This is a genomic window from Methylomarinum sp. Ch1-1 (genome assembly GCF_030717995.2).
Taxonomy (GTDB): domain Bacteria; phylum Pseudomonadota; class Gammaproteobacteria; order Methylococcales; family Methylomonadaceae; genus Methylomarinum; species Methylomarinum roseum.
On record NZ_CP157743.1, the window covers coordinates 2,239,726 to 2,257,984 of the forward strand.

Genomic DNA, 18,259 nt, shown 5'->3' on the forward strand with positions numbered 1-18,259 from the left:
GAACATGACGCTTTTAGATGAAGTAACCCACGCAGGAGAATTTATTGTTTCCGAGGCTAAGGGTCTGAGAAGCCGCGAAGCCGTCACCATTGCATCGGGTCAAAACCTGGCCGCCGGTGCTGTGTTGGGCCATATCACCTGCGGAGCGACCAGTACGGCGGCGGATGGCGGCAACACTGGCGATGGCGCATTAAGCGCCGTTACCCTCAGCGGCGGCGGAGCCATGCCGGGCGATTACATTTTGACCATCACGGCAGCCGAAACCGATGCCGGCGATTATCAGGTGATTGCGCCCGATGGTAATTTGATCGGCGTCGGATCGGTTGGCGGTGAATTCAATTTCGGCGGTTTGCTGTTTACCTTGAGCGATGGGGTAATCGATTTTATTGTCGGCGACCGATTCACCATCACGGTTGCAGAAATCGACCAGTATGCCGAACACGACCCCGACGGGGTTGACGGGCGCGAAGTTGCCGCGGGTATCTTGTTCGATGCCGTGGACGCCAGCGCCGCCGATCAGTCGGGCGTCGCCTTGGTCCGGGATGCCGAGATCAACAGTAACGAAATTGTTTGGAAAACTGGAATCAGTGCGGATGCCAAAACAACAGGCATTGAGGCGATGAACGACGACGGCATTATTTTACGATAAGAAGCTTAAACACCGACCCAAGCCGGGGAAAGCTTGGGAAAGTTTGTTGAATAAGATTGCTTGCCGGGCTTAGCGCCCGGCTTTTTTTTGTATATGGGACCGGAGAATGGACGACTACACCAAACCATCCAGGCAGAACCGCAAGCCTAAACGCAAGTGGCGCCAACGAAAAAAGGAACAACGCGCTGGAAACACCATCGCTTTACCAGCTTTCCGGACGGGCGCGGCGCTGGCGATGGCCGCCCGGCTGGGCTGGCGTGAGTCTATCCCAGCTAGGGGGGCTAAGTCCATTATTCACTTTTAGGAAACATTACCTATATCAAGAATCATGCCGGCCTGTATCCCATGAATATAAAGGCCTGTATGAAGTTGGCATGAAATCATGCTAGGGAATCGATTGTTTCCATTTAGTGTGCTAATAGACTGGATGCCGGTAAATTCAGGCTGGCTTAGGGTGGCGCCAGGGGCGTTTTCGCCCCGATTCGCCCCATTTTCGCCCGGTCGATGTTCCCGTGGTTGCTGGGTTTTCGCCCCTTTCGCCCCATTCGCCGACGATTTGCGGCACCGACATGGGGTTATTGCCGCCTACCAACGGAGGAACATGTCGGGGCAAGGGGAGAGAGTTAAAAAAAGTAGTAACTTTTACAGTAACTTTTATAAAATATGGCTGTATGTCTTGGTTTATAAGGCTTTATGATTCCGGCCCTCACCAAAGAATGATAAAGGCTCCAACAGTTCGCTGTTGGGGCCTTTTTTATTGTCTTAAAATTAGATCGATTCCAATGCAGATTTGTTTCTGTATTCGGCCATCGCGATTCAAACCACGCAATTTCTCCGCGTACTCTCGATAAGCTTGATAATATAAAGGCCTTAGCTACAGCAATTCCCAGTTTGAGTATTTTTGCGGGGTTTAGGGCATGGGGTGTGTCTGTCGAGGAGCGCCGTAAACCCATCCCTGGGGGCTTGACGGCAGCATCCTTGCTGCCGACATCCTCGCCAAACACACCCCATGCCCTTTTTGAACGCCAAAGGAATTGCTGCCTTAGCTATGATCCTGAAAATAATTAGGGCGGGAAGTTGTGCGAACATTCAATGTAGCGGGCTTATATTTCGCAGTGGTGTTGCTGTTTTTGCTTTATCTGTTATGGATGATGATAAAGCCATTTTTGGCGGCCATCATATTTGCCTCAATCATTACGGGTAGCGTCTACCCGTTGTACAAAATACTGTTAGATAAAACAAAGCTAACGCGACAACTGGCCGCGGTCGTCATTTGTTTTTTGGTCGTCATTGTTATTTTTTTTCCGACCCTCTATCTTTCCTTCGTGCTGTCGAAGGAGGCGGTGACCTTATACCAAAACCTGGTTTTGCCTCTCAGCAGCGAGTCGGTAAAAGATTTTTTCATGGGTAACGGCCATATTGCCGGAGGCCTTAAAAAATTGAACACGATGCTAGGCGTCGAGGTTCATGTCAATAATTTTATCAATGAGATTCTGAGTCAAATAAGAAATGTCTCTGCATTGGTGATCGTGACGATCAACAATATCGTTGAAAACATCGTCAGTTTCTTATTTAATTTCATGATCATGATTCTGGTCATTTATGCGTTGCTGGCCGAAGGCATTCCGCTGAAGAGGTTTATGCTCAAGCTTTCTCCGCTGCCGGATGACCAGGAAGAATTGATTATCGAGAAATTCAATCAAATGAATTTCGTGACCCTCGTTTGTAATGGCGTCGGAGGCTTGATACAAGGTATTTTGGCGGGAATCGGTTTTTGGTTGGCCGGCATCAACTTAGTGGTGTTATGGACGACCATCATGATTATATTGGCGTTCATACCGCTGCTGGGGATCTCGATAGTCTATATTCCGGCTTGTATCTATCTGGCCAGCACGGGTCAGGTCTTTTCCGGCGTCATGTTGTTCATCTACTGTACCGTGGTGGCTTTTGTCACGGAAAACTGGTTCAAACCGATCTTCATTGGCAATAGAATTCAGATCAATTCGCTGTTTGTGTTGTTCACCATTATCGGCGGAATGACGGTTTTCGGCCTGGGCGGGATATTCTATGGTCCGATCATCGCGATTCTATTTTTGACGATGGTCGAGTTGTATCATAAATTTTACTCAAGCCAGTGATGGCGGAGCGATGGCGGCGTTAATCGTTAAAGTCGTCATTGTGGCGCTCACTGACGACCTGGATGCAAGGAAATCAATTGCCTTTTTTTAATCCTGATCATTGGTCTCTGACCCAAAGCATTGCCGTCTTTGCCGGCTGCGCCTTCGTTATTGCGGTGACGGGAACTTGGATTACCTATGTGGTCGATCAGCTCGCGGATCGGACCGGGGCGGGAGAAGCGGTCGCCGGGGCCGTGTTCCTGGGCGGGGCGACTTCGCTGGCGGGTTCCGTGTTGTCGGTCACGGCGGCCTGGAAGGGGCATCCCGAGCTCGCGGTCAGCAACGCCCTGGGCGGCATTGCCGTGCAAACGCTATTTCTGGCCGTGGCCGATTTTTGTTACCGGCGGGCGAATCTCGAACACGCCGCCGCCTCCGCGCCAAATATGCTGCAAACCGCTTTATTGATTTCCCTGTTGGCGCTAATTCTATTGGCGCCCCTGTTACCCGATGTCACCTTTTTTGCTATCCACCCGATCACGCCGCTGCTGCTGGGGTTTTATTTCTACGGCATCAGGTTGGTGAGAGGAGCCAGATTGCAACCGATGTGGCGTCCTTTGGTAACGCGTGAAACCCGACAAGACATTCCCCAAAAAAGCAGCCTGTTGTCTTCGATGTCAAGTCTCTGGCTGCGCTTCATATTATTGCTTGTGATCCTGGGCATGACCGGTTGGTTGCTGGAACCGGCGGCGAATAATATCGCGATCAAAACCGGCCTCAGTGAGACCGCGGTGGGTGTGCTGTTGACCGCGGTCAGCACCTCGATTCCCGAATTGGTGACCTCCATTGCCGCGGTTCGTAGCGGTGCTTTGACATTGGCGGTCGGCGGAATTCTCGGCGGCAATGTGTTTGACACGCTGTTCACCGCCGCTTCGGATATCGCTTACCGGCAAGGCTCGATTTACCATGTCATGCCGAAGGCGTCGATACTATGGGTCACGCTGACGCTGTTGATGTCAGGCGTATTGATGATGGGCCTGATACGGCGCGAGGAGCAGGGGATCGCCAAAATCGGCACCGAAAGCGCGGCGATCATCGTTCTGTACGGCATCGGCGTGATCGTGATGTTAACTGGGGGTGTTTAGCTAAAAAGCGTTTATTCTCCAGTATTCCTATGATCTTAACGCATGGGCACTCGTCTCGAGAACGGGATTAAATGTTGAATAAAAATAATCCTGGGTGGCCTAAAGGAAGATTGGCAATGCCGGTGATTATTGTGAATTGTCCGGCATTTCTACATATTTTCAGCATTTACAGACATAAATTTCAGCCAAGACTGGCAACCGTCGAAAGGAAGTTGTGCTTTAATTTCTCGCACTCATGTTAAGCCCCAGCACATCTACACAGGATGACGGGAAGCAAAACCAACCATCAAGGATAAAGGGAAGCGTATGTTAAGGTTATTGGCGCCACGCATTCAGTCTCGGTCTGTTCATTCTTCAAATTGTTCCAAATCTTTAAGCGGCGACGCCGTTTTTTGCGCGTCCCTGTCGCCGGCTGTTGCGGCTTTAGCGTCCGCGCTGACGGCGATGACGTTGGGGATCATGACGCTGTTAATGCTGTCATACGGGGGCTTGGTTCAGGCCGAAACGGTCACCGCCTTCGATCCGGCGCATTTTGCCGGGCCAGCGGTGCGCCGGTCACCGAAAAGCGCACGTTTTTCACCGAACATCTCAATGGCCGCTTTGTTTTAACCGTCTACAATGGCGGCCTGGAAGACGATGAGGCGATCGGCAGTTTCGCCAGCAGCAGCACGATCACGCTAAACGGCGCCGTGGTGGTTGGACCTCACAATTTCAATCAAAACACCGACGTTATCAGCGTTCCGGTGACGCTGGCTTCGGTCAATGAACTGAGCGTGCAACTGCAAGGCAAGCCGGGTGGGGTGGTGACCGTGGCAATCACCGGCAACGTCAATAACGCGCCGTTCGCCGATGCCGGCATCAACCCAACCGTCGCGGTCGGCGCATCGGTGACGTTAAACGGCGGCGCCTCGTTCGATGACGACGGCGATGCGCTGAATTATCGCTGGACATTGATCGCCAAACCCTCGACTAGCCAGGCTGTTTTAAGCAATGCCTCGTCCGCTTTCAGCGCCGATGTCGAAGGCAACTATGTCGCCGGTCTGGTGGTCAATGACGGCCAATTGGACAGCGCCCAGAGCCAGGTGACGATTAGCGCCCTGCAGCCCAATGCGACGCCGGTTCTCGAGTCCATCGACAATGTCAGCGCGCCGCTGGGCAGCACACTGACATTCGATTTAAACGCCAGCGATAGCGACGGCGATACGCTCCGTTATTCGGTGCTGGATTTACCCTTGCCGCCCGGCGCCAGTCTCGATGCCGCTAGCGGCCGATTCGTGTTCAAGCCCGACGTCAACCAAATTGGCGTTCATGAGTTGACGTTTACGGTCAGCGACGGCCGGGCCGGCGACCAGCAGACCGTAGCGATCACGGTGCCGGCCGTCCACGGAAGCGCTCCCACGCGCTTCCGTGGACGGTTGTTGGACGCCAACGATTATCAACAGGGTATCGTGACGCCGATTGTCGGAGCGACGGTATCGTTTCGGCATAACGGTTCATCGGCACGCTCCGACAGCCAGGGCTACTTTACCCTCAGCAATCTGACCGCCGGCACGCAAGTCTTGGATATTAATGCGGCAACCGCACAGGATTCCCCGGTCGGTGGCCCTTATGCCGGTTTTCGCGAGCAATACCCGTTGATCGCGCATGTGGAAAACCACGAAGCGCGTCCTTTCTACCTGCCGCGCATCGACCGCGACAGTCTTACCCAGATCGACCCGGCCATCGAAACGCGGGTCGCCAATCCCAACCTGGGCGTTTCCTTTACCGTGCCGCCATATACCGCAAAGAATCCGGATGGCTCCTATTTTACCGGGCAGTTTTCCATTTCCGAAGTGCCGAGAAACTTAGCGCCGGCGGCGATGCCGGAAACGATAGACCCCGGCTTGCTGGTCACGATACAACCGGTGGGAATCACGTTCACCGAGCCGGTCGCACTGACCTTCCCCAATATCGATCACCTGGAACCGGGCAATGAAGTCGATATCTGGTCGATCGATCCGGAAATGGGCGCCTTCGTCATCGTCGGGACGGGGCAGGTATCGGCCGATGGGCAGTCCATTGAAACGATTGCCGGTGGCGTCAGCGCCACCGATTGGCATAGCGTTTTGCCGCCCGAAGCCAACAACACCAGCCAGGCGCCCGGTAGTCATGTTTCCCCCTGTGACCAAGATCAAACGGTCACCAATTCGACCTTGACCACGCAGAGCGGTTGCCTGAATTCTGGCTTCAGTCTGCCTTCCTACGCCAGTCAAGGTAAACGTCGGCGTCTCAGCTTTAGTTACCGCAGTGGTCGGGCCTGGCCTAATCCGGCCATACCGTTCGACGCCACTATCGTTCGTCGCTCTGCGGTGCCGCCTAAGATATCCCATCAAGCCATTATCGGCGGCGTAAGGCAAAACAATCCCAGCTATCTTTCTACCAGTGGTTTCAGCGAAAGCGTCGACGAAACCCTGCGTGCGGTCTCTTTATTGGACGCCAGTTCATTGGCGACGGGGATTTATCCTTATAACATTAGGGTGACCAACCATTTCGCCAGCTCAAGCCGTTCGACAACCTTGCGCGATTCCATGGTCGTCATCAATGAGCAAGCCAGTCCTTATGGCGCAGGCTGGGGGATCGCCGGCGTTTCCAGGCTGAAACAAAATAACGATGGCCGGGTATTGATTTACGATGGTAGCGGACAGCAGGATGTTTTCGATCGTGTGCGCGTCAACCTTGACTTGAATCAATGGCGACAACAAGGTCCATTATCCGCCGGCAATTGGCAAGTCTCCGGTGACGGCTTATCCGTCGTGCAAACCATCAACGGACAACCATCCTTTTTCGTCGGTCCCGATAATCAAATTAACACCACGATTACCGGTCGTTTTCGAGTGGAGACCCGCAGCGATGACGACTTTATCGGTTTTGTTTTCGGCTATCAAAGCCCCCAATCCGGCAACGGCGATAACCCAAACGATTACGAATTTCTGTTGTTTGATTGGAAGCGCCGTTATCAAAGCGGTGGTCAAGAAGGGTTTTCGTTGTCCCGGGTGACGGGCGGCAATGCCGACTTATGGAGACATACAGGGGAAAACCTTGAAGTATTAGCCAGTCAATATGGTTCAGGATTGGGTTGGAGGTCCAATACCGACTATCAATACGAGTTGGTGTATAGCGACAGCCGCATCGTCATTCGCATCGACGGCGAAACCATTTTCGATGTAGCGGGCAGTTTCGTACCCGGCAAATTCGGCTTTTACAATTATTCTCAAGCGCGCGTCCGTTACGCCCATTTCATTACCACATCGGATTATGACGCGTCGGCAGGCGATTATTCAACGCTGGTTGCCAACGACGACGGCAGCTTCACCCGCACCTTAAAGAACGGCACGCAAATCCACTTCAACGCCGAAGGGCTGCAAACCGACGTGGTCGACCGTCACGGCAACCGCACCCGCTACGCCTACAACAGCGACCGGCAGTTGACCACGATCACCGACCCGGCGGATTTGCAAACCGTCTTCGCCTATACCGACGGTCGACTCGATAAAGTTACCGACCCGGCCGGCCGGGTGACCCGCTTCCGCTTCGACAACGACAACAACCTGATCCAGGTCACTTTCCCGGACGGCGCTTTCAAGCGTTTTGGCTACGATCACAAGCATTTGATGACCACCGAAGCCAACGAACGCGGCTTTACCGGCGTTCGCGAGTACCGCGGCAATGGCCGGCTCAAACAAGTCATCCGCGCGGACGGCAGTGTCCATCAAGCCGATCATGAACAAACCATCGGCTTGGTCGCCGCCGACAGCACCTTCGGCAGCGCCGACAACCCGGCGCCGGTGGTTCGTCCCGAGGCCGCGATCAGCGTTTTCACCGACGGCGAAGGCCATAGCAAATACAGCAACACCGATTCATTCGGCCGCTTGATCCGACGCACCGACGCCAATCATCTGACGACGGTGATCGACCGTGACGGCGACGGCAACCCCATCAGGACCCACCGCCCGGACCAACTCAGTTATATCGATCGGGTGTTCGACGAGGCCGGCAATCTCGTATTGGTCACGGAATCGTACAATAATGCGACCACCCGCTACAGCTACGATCCGGTCTTTAACCTGCTGACCTCGGTCACCGACCCCAATCAGATGGCGCTGGACGCCAGCCAACGCAAAGCGACCCGGTATGTGCGCAATCCGGCTAACGGCAATCTGGAAACGCTGATCAACGCCTTGGGGCACGAAACCCATTTCGACTATAACCATGCCGGCCAAGTCGTCGAAATCGTCGATCCGAACGGTCTGGTGACGAGCTATCACTATAACGCTCAGGGGCTGCCCGATACGATCACCGAAACACCGCCCAGCGGCGGCGGTCTGAATCGCGTGACCACGTTGACCTATCATGCCGATGGCCAGGTGAAAACCCTGACCACACCGGATCATACCCCGGGGGTCAGGCCTTACATTCGTTATCTTAACCTATGACGCCGGGCATCGTCTGATCGCCCAGACCTTGCCGTCCGGCCGCACCCTACATTATGACCGCGACAGCCTGGGCAGAGTGGAACGCATCACCACCACCGTAGCCGGCGTCAGCCAAATCATCCTGGACCATATCGGTTACGACGCCAGTCACCGCATCACCGGGCGCGACTTCGGCAACGGACTCGGCGAGACCCGGCGATACGATCTGCAAGGCCGGCTGGTTTCGCAAACCCTGGGCAGCGGTCAGAACAGCGTGCTCAGCTATGACGCCAACAGCAATCTGCTGACCCTCAACACAACCGGCGACAGTCACGCTTATCAATACGACGAACTGGACCGTCTGCAGAACGAAGTCAACAACGGCGCGGAAATTGGCTATCAATATGATGAAAACGGCAATCGCTTGTTGCGAAACGAAGGTAATCAAAGCTCTGTTTACGACATCACGCTCGGCGGCAATCAACTGGAGGCAATCGACAATCAGCTGCTGACATACGACGCCGCCGGCCACCTGATCCGGGATGCCCAGGGCCGAACCTTCGTCTACAACAACGCCGGACGGCTTACGGCTATCCTGCAAAACGGCGTTACCGTCGCCGAATACCGTTATCACGGCAACGGCCAGCGCAGCCACAAGCTCATCGGCGCCACGGTCATTCATTATCATTACGATCTGTTAGGCAACCTGATCAGCGAAACCAATGCCGACGGCAGTGCGCGGAAAGACTATGTGTGGCTGGGCCGCGAACCGGTCGCCCAGATCGATCACACGGCGAGCGGAGAAACGCTACACTATCTGCACAGCGACCATCTGCACACGCCGCGCCTAGCCACCGACGCCAGCCGGTCCATCACCTGGCGCTGGGAAAGCCAAGCCTTCGGCGACAGCCAGCCGCAAAGCTTCGGCGCCACGGTCAATCTGCGCTTTCCGGGGCAGTATTATGATGCGGAGAGCGGACTTTACTATAACTGGCATCGGTATTATGATCCGAAGACAGGGCGGTATATCACTTCCGATCCGATAGGATTGAACGGCGGGTTGAATAGTTATGGGTATGTTGGCGGAAATCCGTTAATCTATAGCGATCCTAAAGGCTTGATAATTTGGGATATTCTGGATTATGGTTTCTTTGCCCAAAGTCTATATGAATATTATCAATGTTCGAGTACCGATAATGCGATAAACTTAGGACTTGATGCTATTGGCTTGTTTCCAGGCATACCGGCTTTAGGGACGCTTAGACGGATTGATGATGCGGTTGATGTTACAAAGGGGGCAGGAAAATCTCCTCATATTAACCCCAAAGACGTTGCGAACAAGACTCCGGCTCAAATCGACAAGCTGGCTAAAGACAAAGGCTTGGTGCCCAAGGGGCCGGACCCTAAGTCTGGAAAGGGGGCGTATGTTGATCCTGCTACAGGGAAGCAGCGCGTACTTTGTCATACGAACTGCTCAAATCCACATGGGCATGTTAATAATCCGCAAGGACAGCGTTTGGATATTGATGGAAATGTTGTTGCTCCCGAGTCACCAGCCGCCCATTTACCTATAAACTTTCCGTGAGACTACGACTATGATGCACGACTGGACTTTTGTTACTTTGTTGGTGGAATGGCTTAAAGGTGTAGTTACGATTACCCTTAAGAATAGTAGCTCCAACGAAGTTTTCCTTGTCGCTGAAGGTCTCGCGGATTTGAAGGTTCCGAAACGGGAAGACTGGGGGGAAAGCGTGTCTGTCAATGAAGTAGACGGGCCTAGGGTTCTTGATAATGGAAATAGCTATATAGGTATCGAGATTCAGTCTGGGGATAAGATAGAGATAGAGGCTAAGTCTATCTCTCTTCCTGAAAATTAAGGGAATGTTACAAAGAGTGTAACTCCTAAACCTGGTTCTGCTGGTGGTCCCGGTGCAGGTAAAAACTTTCCTCAAAGTACCCCGGGGGTCAAAAGTACCCCGGGGGGTCAGGCCTTACATTCGACATCGGAAAAGGGGACGCGGAAAAGGGGACGGATTTATTTTCCATCTCCGGAAAAGGGGACGGATTTATTTTCCATCTCCACCATCCGCTGACTGATAAATAAATCTGTCCCCTTTTCTGATTGATGGGTATGTTGGCGGAAATCCGTTAATCTATAGCGATCCTAAAGGCTTGATAATTTGGGATATTCTGGATTATGGTTTCTTTGCCCAAAGTCTATATGAATATTATCAATGTTCGAGTACCGATAATGCGATAAACTTAGGACTTGATGCTATTGGCTTGTTTCCAGGCATACCGGCTTTAGGGACGCTTAGACGGATTGATGATGCGGTTGATGTTACAAAGAAAGCAGACACCCTCCAACCTGGCCCATTTGCTAAAGAATCAATTCCTGCTCATAGAGGAAAGCCTACCGCAGCAGAGCAACGGCAAGTTAATGAGTTAATGGAAAAGAACGGGTGTCATACCTGTGGCACGAAGAACCCAGGAACCAAAAGTGGAAATGCTGTTGCTGATCACCAACCAGCCCAAGCGCTTGGTGAGCCAAAAGAGTTCTTCCCGCATTGTATTAATTGTGCGCGTAGGCAAGGCGGGCAAGTAAGACAAGAAAAGTTGAAAAGAGGGAATTAATGGCAGAAGTAACTTTGTTGGTACCTAACGCAATTATTTTTTTGTACGATTTGGCGAGTAAAAATATTCAAGTGCCTGAGTACATAGATAATGTTTTAGTTGCCGCCAATGAGTCATGCATCTCTGTAGGTACTCAAGCTGATGTTGATGGTGAGGTAACGCTTAGATTATCAAACCGGATAGATGATTCTTATAAAGAGCCATGTGAGAAGGTTTTCGATGGTTTTGTTAATACACCGGGAAAAAAGCTTGCCATATCTACTAGTGAAGATGACGCAATCCTTCAAGTTGATGTTAAGGGAGAAAAAACTCAAGTATTTGTTTGGGTTGATGATGCCGATTTTCCAAGCTTGGTATTAGTTGAAGCTCAATAACTATGTAAGCTCGAGGAAAAGGGGACGGATTTATTTTCTATCTCCACCATCCGCTGACTGATAAATATATCTGTCCCGAATGGCACTTACTTAAGCCCATAACTCTTTTAATAACAACCACTTATTTTACTTTCTTTGGGTGGCCATTCTTTCTAATATCTGCTCTTGCTTCATTTCTAGGTTTTGTTAGTAAAGAGAACTGTTTTGGCCTCCTTTTTACTGCACGGGGCTCTATTCGTCCCGAACGATTTCCAATTCGTCTTTGAGCAATTAATATGAATAACAGCTCTTCACTTGTTCCGATATCAATAAAAACACTTTGTTGATTCCAGGCTAACCAGCATTGTAATGTATGTTTAAAACTCAGCTGGCGAGGCAATATATCGGCTAATAATGCGGACTGAGCCATCAATAGCCGTATTAAGTTATACGCTAAAAAATAAACCCATATTTCTTTCTCAGTCATTTCGGGCGTTTTACAGCTTAAAGTTTCCATTCCCATGGTTGTTTTTATATTGCGAAAATCAACTTCAATTTGCCAGCGTTTTTTATATAACGCTTTTAACTCAGATTTAGAAGCCTCTTTAGGTGAAAGGAGTGTGGTTATAAGTAATTTTCCTTTTACGCTTACCTCGCGAATAAGGAGTGTCTCAGGCGCATCATCATATTGGCTTTGCTCCATCCAGTCAGGTTTTTTCTTTGGTTTTTTGAGTGTCACCAGGTGGTCTTCGTCACCTAACTGTTTGCCTTTACTGAAATCTGTTGTCCGTTTACGTGCTCCCATTTGTTCAAATACGGCATCAACACCTTTCTCCTGTAGCGATGCCAACAAAAAATAAGTGCCATAATAGGCATCTCCTAGAACAAGGTCTCCGGTATTAAAGGTTCCCAGCATGTTACGAAGTAGACTTTGTTCATCGCCTCCTTTCCTTTGAAAGGTCCGATAGACGCATTTAAAACGGCTCCACTCGCCAGACAGATGACACCTACAAGACGGCAGATAGGAAAACCAAGCCCAGGCTTCTGACAACTTTGCTGGGGATAAACGGCCTGGTTTTCTGCTGTGTCAGGCATCGTAACAGTCGTTCCATCTATTAGATGAACACGCTTTCCTCGCCAACGCCATTGAGTAGGCACTTCCTTATCAATAAGTTCGCCTGTTCGACAAACTAATTCAGAGATCATGGCTAATGGTAGTCGCTGTCTTGCTCGACAATAGCCGCCCGTCGTTGTGCTTATCGCGGGCAAACCTGCTGCAATTCGTTGTATGGCGGCATCATTAACGGCCTTTTGACACGAGCGGTCTTGGTTCATCCCTTGAGCCAAAAACATGGAAAGTGTTTCTGTCGGAGGATAAAGTCTTTCCCGATGTTCGGGCAGCAACCCTTCAATTGAGGATAATAATTCCTGACTGGTTAGAAGATTAAAAAAACTATACGAATGAGTTTCTTTTCTGTACTTCTGAATTCTTTGTTGCTGGGCGTGAATAAGTTTGTTATTAATGAACATTAAGGCAGGGGGCTTGGTGATTGCTTCTTTGTTTCGTCACAATAAGTTTATCACTTCTTCTGCCTTTTTTAATACTTTCAACTAGTTATCGCTTAAGTAAGTGCCATTCATATCTGTCCCCTTTTCTTCGATTTTGATTACGATCCCGGCAACCGCCTGATAAAACGCATCGATGCGCGCTTGGGCGTCACCGATTACGCCTATGACGACAACGGCCACTTGAACCAGGTGATTGCGCCGAACGGGGCGCAAACCGATTATCAAGTTGACCCGCTCGGCCGTATTCGCCAGGAAATCAGTCCGGATCGCGGGGTTATCGATTATCGCTACGATCTCAACGACAACCTGATCGAAGCGACCGATGCCCGCGGCATTAGCGTCCGCTACGAGTACGACGAGCTGAACCGTTTGATCGCGATCCACTATCCGGAGGATGCCCGCGGTGTGACTGGCATGGTAGTCAGCTAGCTGGTGAAAGTCCAGCCTTTGCCCTGTGAGAAGGGAAGAAGTAGGCGAAAGCAAGGGTGTCCAAAGAAACTCCCGAGATATTTGGGGTCAGAGTAACGAGATATTTGAGATATTTGGGGTCAGAGTAACATTTATCTTTATTTTTGGAATATTTAGGGGCTGTTGCCGTTTCACATAGGTAACCATAAAAAAGCGCAAGCCAAGGCCACAGAAGCTTCAAAATTTCGTTTGAGCTTGTCATATCGTGTAGCAATAGCTCTGAAATGTTTCAGTCTTGCAAACACATTTTCAACGAGGTGACGATATTTGTAGAGACACCAATCCATATCATCATTCCCTACGTTTGAATTCTTTTTTCTTGGAATGACAGGAACAGTTCCTTTGTCTTGAATCTGAACACGTAGTGGTTCACTGTCATAGCCTTTGTCAGCAACGATATAGTCAGCTTTAGGCAGTTCAGCGACCAAGGTTGGCGCTTCTTTACAATCATGAACTTCGCCACCCGTCACTGTAAAGTGGATGGGAAGACCACAGGCATCAACAGCCATATGAATTTTGGTTGTATTACCCGCAACAGATTTACCAATCGCCGATTCTTGCCCATAGGCCGCACCGCTACTATGCTGATGAGCTTTCACAATACTTCCATCAATAAATTCCCATTCCAAGTCAGGCTCAACTATCAGTTCGTTAAAAATACCCATCAGTTTTTCTTTACGAGACCATTCATTGAAGCGTTTATAAACAGCATTCCAGTTACCAAAGGCACTGGGTAGATCTCGCCAGGGACAACCTACGCGCAAACGATAAAAAATCCCTTCGGTTGTTTGCCGAAGAAAGGGTTTGTCATATATCCCCATTTTCAACATAATCATCTTCAATTTTCCCCAGTGTTCATCCGTAAACATTTGTCGCGGCATAGTTTGCTTGTTTTTGGCTCAAAATAAACAAGTTATGAGGCGGAATTATTGAAATTCAAGGGTAAGTTACAAAACGGCAACAGCCCCTAACACAAAGCCCTGGGGTCACCCATTAGCCAACCGGTGTCAATAAGCCAAAAAAATCTCTGCTGAAAATACTCAGGAATATTCCCGTTTACCCCGAATATTCTACTAGGAATGGGAATGCTGGTTAACAAGCTGCATAATGGAGTTAATATTGCTGCTGGGTTCGCTCAGCGTCAAGGTGATCGCGATTTGTTCTAGGGCGGTGATCGCATAGATTAATACCGCAACACGGAATGGCCATGCGATATCGGCCAGAAATAAAGGATAAATGGCAATCGCGACCGACACCGCCGAAAGTTTTGCCAACCAGGTGTGGTAGCTGGCGTATTTGCCGAATTTTATGAAGCCGACGGCAACCGGCGCCAGGTAGCAGGCAATGATGATATAGACATAGATATCTTCACGGTGCACGATTTCGCGCCATAGCCACCAAGTTCCGAAGCCGACGCTCAGGTAGGTGGCCAGATCCGCCCAACTATCCAGTTTGGCGCCGAAATGCGTGACTTGGTTAGTGAGTCGCGCGGCCAGGCCATCCAAGGCATCGGTCAGGAAGGCGATGCCTAGCAACACTAAAAACGCAGTGTGATAGCCAAACCAGGCTAGCCATAATAAAAAAGGGGCGGCTACGAACCGGCATCCGGTTAATAAATTGGGCAATGTTAATCGGGGGTGAATTTCGCTGAAATTATTCCGCGCCATCATTAAGACCTCAGGATTATCTGCATGAATTTCATCAGAATGTTGATTATCTGACAAATAGTGGACCTAGAAAGTTTAATCGGGGTATGTGCTTACAGCCTATGGGGTGTTTATTCGCTTCTCGGAAACGTTTGTTGGCGCAGGGATTGGCCATCGCATACGGGATACGCACAACGGTTAATTTTGCCTCCGGTGCGGGGTTTTGGCGGCTTGCTTCGCGAAGCCGCCCTACGATCCGCTGCGCGTGATCCATCTCACCGATGTGGGGTAGGGTGTGCTGACGATAGGAAGCGCACCGGTTTTTGATGCGCTTCACGCAGTTCAGCACATCCTACATAGGTAAAGTGGCGCGAAAAGCAAGTAGTCCGCAGTCGCTATGCGAAAAGCAGGTCAACGAGGTCCTGAACGATTCAACGGTGACTAGAGTAAGTTAAACGTTTGGGGCGGGTTAAATAACCCGACCCGCCCAGAGGGGATGACGCGATATTAACCAATGTGTTTGTTCAGGTATTTTTTAATGAGGGAGCCCTGTTATATGAAGCCTGAGACCTTGAATAAAGGAAGCAGATCTGTTTGTGGATTTTAGGATAGGCAAAAAAAATGCGGCTAAAGAGCCGCATTGAAAAGTTTTTAGGATATATGCTCTGAAAAAAATTGTTCCAGTAACTTAGGAGCGCATTTAAGAGTTGCTTATATTCTACCGATAATCGTATCCTTGCGGAATGTGACAAATCGTCGCGTGACATTTTGTCGCAGCTAGAAGCTATCGTTTATTTTCGGTGACGGCGTTGCTGAGTTCGGCAAATTCTGCCAGTGAGATCGTTTCCGCTCTCTGGCTAGGGTCAATTCCGATGGCCGCAATTTGTTCGGCGCTGAGCAATTTGCTTAGTGAATTGCGGATGGTTTTGCGGCGCTGCGAAAAGGCCTGAGTCACGAGTTCATTAAACTGCTTGATATCATTGACTTCGACCGGGGCTTGCGGATGCGGGGCCAATCTCACGATAGCCGACATCACCTTAGGGGGCGGTGAAAAGCTTTCCGGCGGCACCTCGAACAAGAATTCGGTCTCACAATAATACTGCATCATGATGCTCAGGCGACCGTATCGTTTGCTACCTGGTTCCGCGCAAATTCGATCCACCACTTCCTTTTGCAGCATAAAATGCATGTCTTCGATACAGTCGAAGCTTTCCAGTAGATGAAACATCAATGGCGTGGAAATATTGTAGGGCAAATTGCCGATAATTCTTAATTTTTTTTCATCGGTCGCCAATGTGGAAAAATCGAAATTCAGAGCGTCGGCGCTATGTATCGTTAAGTTTTGATGTTGACCGAATCGATCGGAAAGATAACGGACCAGGTCTCTATCCAGCTCGATAACGTCCAGTTTAACGTTTTCCTGCAACAGCGGCCCGGTCAGGGCGCCCATGCCGGGGCCGATTTCCACCCAGTGTTGTTCGTTGGATAACTGAATGTAGGACAGGATGTTGCTGATGATGTTATGGTCTTGCAGAAAATTCTGACCAAACCGTTTTCGCGCTTTGTGTGTCATCAGGTTATCCTTCCTTTGTTTGGGTCATGGTCAAGGCTGTTTCAATCGCATATTTCAGGCTGCCGATCTCGGCTTTGCCGCTGCCGGCCAAATCCAGTGCGGTGCCATGATCAACCGAGGTGCGAATGATGGGCAGTCCCAAGGTGATGTTTACGGCTTTACCGAAACCGACATGTTTCAGTACCGGCAAGCCTTGGTCATGATACATTGCCAACACCGCATCGGCGCTTTGCAGGTATTTCGGGGTGAAAAGGGTATCGGCCGGCAGCGGACCCTGAAGGTTCAGGCCTTGTGATCTAAGTCGGTTAATGACTGGCGTTATGATCTCGATTTCCTCTCGTCCCAAATGACCGTTTTCACCGGCGTGCGGGTTAAGTCCACAAACCAGTATGTTGGGGTGGTTTATGGCAAAGCGTTGGCGTAAATCCCTGTCCAGTATTTCAATGACGTCGCTTAGGGTCTTTGGGGTGATGGCATTGCTGACCTCGGCCAACGGCAAATGGGTCGTGACCAGCGCCACTCTGAGACCCGGGGTTGCCAGCATCATCACCGGATGGCCGCCGGTTAGGGCGGCAATAAATTCGGTATGGCCGCTGAAGGCGATGCCGGCGTCATTAATCACGCCTTTATGGACCGGCGCGGTGACGATGGCGCTGAATACACCGGCCAGACAGCCTTGAGTCGCCTCTTCAATCGTCGTTAGCACATAACGACTGTTATGCGCATTGAGCTGGCCGGCTATGCTGGTTTCGGCGACGGAGACAGGTGACACTAAAAGGGCGCCGGCCTTATGGGGGGAGGTCGGCGTGTTCGCATCGAAATGTGCGATGTCGATCGTCAAGTTCAGTAATTCAGCTCTTTGCCTTAGTAATTCCGGATCTCCAAATACGACTATTTGACAATCAAAGTCGTGTTGCGCCAGTTGAATGCACAGATCCGGACCGATACCGGCCGGCTCTCCCGAGGTTAATGCGATGCGTCGAATATCCATGAGGCAAATCAAGCGATTTTACACGATGACGTCAGAATAAGGCGAAAAAATGCCGCGCCAATTAGACCGGGGTGTGTTCCTGGCAAATTTTTTCGCTGTCTTCCTGGCTCAGTTTTTCCTGGGTCAACTGACAGAAGAATGCGCCGTTTTGGGTGCTGAAATGTTTGCACGTTTTGCACATGCCGAAAGAATTGGAGTTGTTCGCTTTTTGCAGCGCCGTCAATGCCTCGGCAAAAACCTTGTCGCCGCTCATGCTTTGCATGTCTTGATTCAAAATGGCGACCGCTTTGTTGAACAATTGCGTCGGGCGCGCTTCCGTCAGGATTTCCCGTCCTTTCGCCAATAACTTCAGATGCACCACGCGTTTGTCGGCTTGATCCTGGGCTTTTTCGATATAGCCTTTTTTCTCCAGGATAATAATCGATTGCGATACGGTGCCGCGGGTCATGCCGAGGAAATTCGCGGTTGCAGCCGGTGTGTCGCTGTATTTGTTGCAGCGCGCTAGGTAGTTCAGAACCTGAAAATGCACTGGCTGCAATCCAAGACCGGTGCATTTCCGTCGTTCCTCCGTTCGTATCAGTGCGGCCATGCATTCAATGAGTTCATAGATGTCGTTTTTTTGCATGGCTTATATTCTATTAGGGTGTATATATATTGACAACAAGA

15 protein-coding genes are annotated in these 18,259 nt (G+C 50.5%); 9 read left to right on the top strand and 6 right to left on the bottom strand.

Going from position 1 to position 18,259, the window contains the following annotated elements; translation table 11 throughout:
• Nucleotides 1-4 precede the first annotated feature (4 nt).
• The 8 genes from Q9L42_RS10515 to Q9L42_RS10550 all read left to right on the top strand — a co-directional run bounded on the left by Q9L42_RS10515 (nt 5) and on the right by Q9L42_RS10550 (nt 11,367).
• The gene (locus tag Q9L42_RS10515; protein WP_305908475.1) at nt 5-649 is read left to right on the top strand and encodes a head decoration protein; all 645 of its coding nucleotides are present in this window, start codon (nt 5-7) and stop codon (nt 647-649) included.
• A 1,079-nt stretch (nt 650-1,728) separates the two neighbouring features.
• Nucleotides 1,729-2,787, top strand: a complete 1,059-nt coding sequence (locus tag Q9L42_RS10520) for an AI-2E family transporter (RefSeq protein WP_349431029.1) — start codon at nt 1,729-1,731, stop codon at nt 2,785-2,787.
• Nucleotides 2,788-2,849: 62 nt separating this feature from the next.
• Nucleotides 2,850-3,908, top strand: coding sequence for a sodium:calcium antiporter (locus Q9L42_RS10525; RefSeq protein ID WP_349431030.1), 1,059 nt, complete (start codon nt 2,850-2,852; stop codon nt 3,906-3,908).
• Nucleotides 3,909-4,267: 359 nt separating this feature from the next.
• Complete coding sequence (locus Q9L42_RS10530) at nt 4,268-8,380, top strand: Ig-like domain-containing protein (protein WP_349431031.1); 4,113 nt, start codon at nt 4,268-4,270, stop codon at nt 8,378-8,380.
• Nucleotides 8,381-8,408: 28 nt separating this feature from the next.
• Complete coding sequence (locus Q9L42_RS10535) at nt 8,409-9,944, top strand: RHS repeat domain-containing protein (protein ID WP_305908471.1); 1,536 nt, start codon at nt 8,409-8,411, stop codon at nt 9,942-9,944.
• 10 nt (nt 9,945-9,954) lie between these two features.
• The gene (locus tag Q9L42_RS10540) at nt 9,955-10,236 is read left to right on the top strand and encodes a hypothetical protein (protein ID WP_349431032.1); all 282 of its coding nucleotides are present in this window, start codon (nt 9,955-9,957) and stop codon (nt 10,234-10,236) included.
• A 295-nt stretch (nt 10,237-10,531) separates the two neighbouring features.
• Nucleotides 10,532-10,993 carry a hypothetical protein gene (locus Q9L42_RS10545; protein ID WP_305908470.1) on the top strand — a complete coding sequence of 154 codons (462 nt, stop codon included), beginning with the start codon at nt 10,532-10,534 and terminating at the stop codon, nt 10,991-10,993.
• Complete coding sequence (locus Q9L42_RS10550) at nt 10,993-11,367, top strand: hypothetical protein (RefSeq protein WP_305908469.1); 375 nt, start codon at nt 10,993-10,995, stop codon at nt 11,365-11,367. Before Q9L42_RS10545 ends, Q9L42_RS10550 begins: the two co-directional genes overlap by 1 nt.
• A 121-nt stretch (nt 11,368-11,488) precedes the next feature.
• On the opposite strand, the gene Q9L42_RS10555 is transcribed toward Q9L42_RS10550, so the two are convergent.
• Nucleotides 11,489-12,397 (bottom strand): IS4 family transposase, encoded by a 909-nt coding sequence (locus Q9L42_RS10555; RefSeq protein WP_349431033.1) that lies wholly within the window; start codon nt 12,395-12,397, stop codon nt 11,489-11,491.
• Nucleotides 12,398-13,056: 659 nt separating this feature from the next.
• Here Q9L42_RS10555 and Q9L42_RS10560 point away from each other — a divergent pair.
• On the top strand, nt 13,057-13,344 hold the full coding sequence (locus Q9L42_RS10560; RefSeq protein WP_432648834.1) for a hypothetical protein: 288 nt from the start codon (nt 13,057-13,059) through the stop codon (nt 13,342-13,344).
• 170 nt (nt 13,345-13,514) lie between these two features.
• Here Q9L42_RS10560 and Q9L42_RS10565 read toward each other — a convergent pair whose 3' ends face one another.
• From Q9L42_RS10565 to Q9L42_RS10585, 5 genes are all read right to left on the bottom strand, one after another.
• The gene (locus Q9L42_RS10565) at nt 13,515-14,264 is read right to left on the bottom strand and encodes an IS5 family transposase (RefSeq protein WP_305906342.1); all 750 of its coding nucleotides are present in this window, start codon (nt 14,262-14,264) and stop codon (nt 13,515-13,517) included.
• A gap of 192 nt (nt 14,265-14,456) precedes the next feature.
• Nucleotides 14,457-15,050 carry a CDP-alcohol phosphatidyltransferase family protein gene (locus Q9L42_RS10570; RefSeq protein ID WP_349431034.1) on the bottom strand — a complete coding sequence of 198 codons (594 nt, stop codon included), beginning with the start codon at nt 15,048-15,050 and terminating at the stop codon, nt 14,457-14,459.
• Between the two features lie 763 nt (nt 15,051-15,813).
• Nucleotides 15,814-16,602, bottom strand: coding sequence for a 16S rRNA (adenine(1518)-N(6)/adenine(1519)-N(6))-dimethyltransferase RsmA (gene rsmA, locus Q9L42_RS10575; protein WP_349431035.1), 789 nt, complete (start codon nt 16,600-16,602; stop codon nt 15,814-15,816).
• A 4-nt stretch (nt 16,603-16,606) separates the two neighbouring features.
• Nucleotides 16,607-17,593: a 4-hydroxythreonine-4-phosphate dehydrogenase PdxA gene (gene pdxA, locus Q9L42_RS10580; RefSeq protein ID WP_349431036.1), complete on the bottom strand. Its 987-nt coding sequence runs from the start codon at nt 17,591-17,593 to the stop codon at nt 16,607-16,609.
• Nucleotides 17,594-17,654: 61 nt separating this feature from the next.
• A complete protein-coding gene (locus Q9L42_RS10585; RefSeq protein WP_305908465.1) occupies nt 17,655-18,218 on the bottom strand; it encodes a MarR family winged helix-turn-helix transcriptional regulator in 564 nt (187 codons plus the stop codon).
• Nucleotides 18,219-18,259 lie beyond the last annotated feature (41 nt).